This is a genomic window from Methylobacterium goesingense, from assembly GCF_022179225.1.
Taxonomy (GTDB): domain Bacteria; phylum Pseudomonadota; class Alphaproteobacteria; order Rhizobiales; family Beijerinckiaceae; genus Methylobacterium; species Methylobacterium goesingense.
The window spans coordinates 1-1,490 of record NZ_BPQL01000238.1 but is presented as its reverse complement, the minus strand read 5'-3'; the positions used below and the strand labels follow the sequence as shown (position 1 = coordinate 1,490).

Annotated in this window: 1 protein-coding gene; it reads right to left on the bottom strand. The window is 70.6% G+C overall.

All coding sequences use genetic code 11. From position 1 onward, the window contains the following. Nucleotides 1-1,490: CoA-acylating methylmalonate-semialdehyde dehydrogenase (locus tag MFF30_RS25515; RefSeq protein WP_238283043.1), on the bottom strand; the 1,490-nt coding region annotated here is incomplete at both ends.

Sequence of the window (1,490 nt, the reverse complement as noted above, 5' to 3'; positions counted from 1 at the left end):
GTCGGCATGACGAAGTCTGCGCCGGCGCGGATGCCGGTGGGCCAGCGGGTGGTGATGGTCTTGAGGCGGGTGTAGAAGCGCACGCCCTCGGGGCCGTGCATGGCGTGGTCGCCGAACAGCGAGGCCTTCCAGCCGCCGAAGGAGTGGAACGCCATCGGCACCGGGATCGGCACGTTGATGCCGACCATGCCGACTTCGATGCCGTGGGCGAACTCGCGCGCGGCATCCCCGTCGCGGGTGAAGATCGCGGTGCCGTTGCCGAATTCGTGCTCGTTGATGAGCTGGGCGGCGGTCGCGTAGTCCGGCGCCCGGGTGACCGCCAGCACCGGTCCGAAGATCTCCTCCCGGTAGATCGACATCTCCGGGGTGACCCGGTCGAACAGGCTGCCGCCGAGGAAGTAGCCGCCCTCGTAGCCCTGGAGGCTGAGGCCGCGCCCGTCGACCAGAAGCTCGGCCCCTTCCGCCACGCCCGCATCGATGTAGCCGCTGACCTTGTCGCGGTGGACCTTCGTCACGAGGGGGCCCATCTCCGAATCGGGATCGGTGCCGGGTCCGACCTTGAGGGCGCGCACCTTCGGGATCAGCTTGGCCACCAGGGCGTCGGCGGTCTTCTCGCCCACGGGGACGGCCACCGAGATCGCCATGCAGCGCTCGCCGGCCGAGCCGTAGGCCGCGCCCATCAGGGCGTCCACCGCCTGGTCGAGGTCGGCGTCCGGCATGACGATCATGTGGTTCTTGGCGCCGCCCAGGCACTGGGCGCGCTTTCCGTTCGCGGTGGCGGTGGCGTAGATGTACCGTGCGATCGGGGTCGATCCGACGAAGCTGACGGCGGCCACGTCGGGGTGGTGCAGCAGGGCGTCCACGGCCTCCTTGTCGCCGTTCACCACGTTGAAGACGCCGTCGGGCAGGCCCGCTTCCTTGAGCCAGGCCGCCACCAGGAGGGCGGGCGAGGGGTCGCGCTCGGAGGGCTTGAGGACGAAGCAGTTGCCGCAGGCGAGCGCGACGGGAAACATCCACATCGGCACCATGACGGGGAAGTTGAACGGCGTGATGCCGGCGACCACGCCGAGGGGCTGGCGCAGGGAATGGCTGTCGACGCGGGTGCCGACGTTCTCGGTGACCTCGCCCTTGAGAAGTTGCGGGATGCCGGTGGCGAACTCCACCACCTCGAGCCCGCGCTGGATCTCGCCCTTGGCGTCGGAGAGCACCTTGCCGTGCTCGGCGGTGATGAGGGCGGCGAGTTCGTCGGTGCGGTCTTCCGCGATCCGCAGGAAGGCGTTGAGGATGCGGGCGCGGCGCAACGGCGTGGTCAGCGCCCAGTCGCGGGCGACCGCCTTGGCGGCGGCCACCGCCGCGTTCACGTCCGCCGCATCGGCCAGGGCGACCCGGCCGGTCTCCTCGCCGGTGGCCGGGTTGAAGACGGGCGCAGAGCGCGTGGCCGTGCCGGCGACGGTTCGGCCGCCGATGAAGTGCGAAATCGCGGTGGGCAT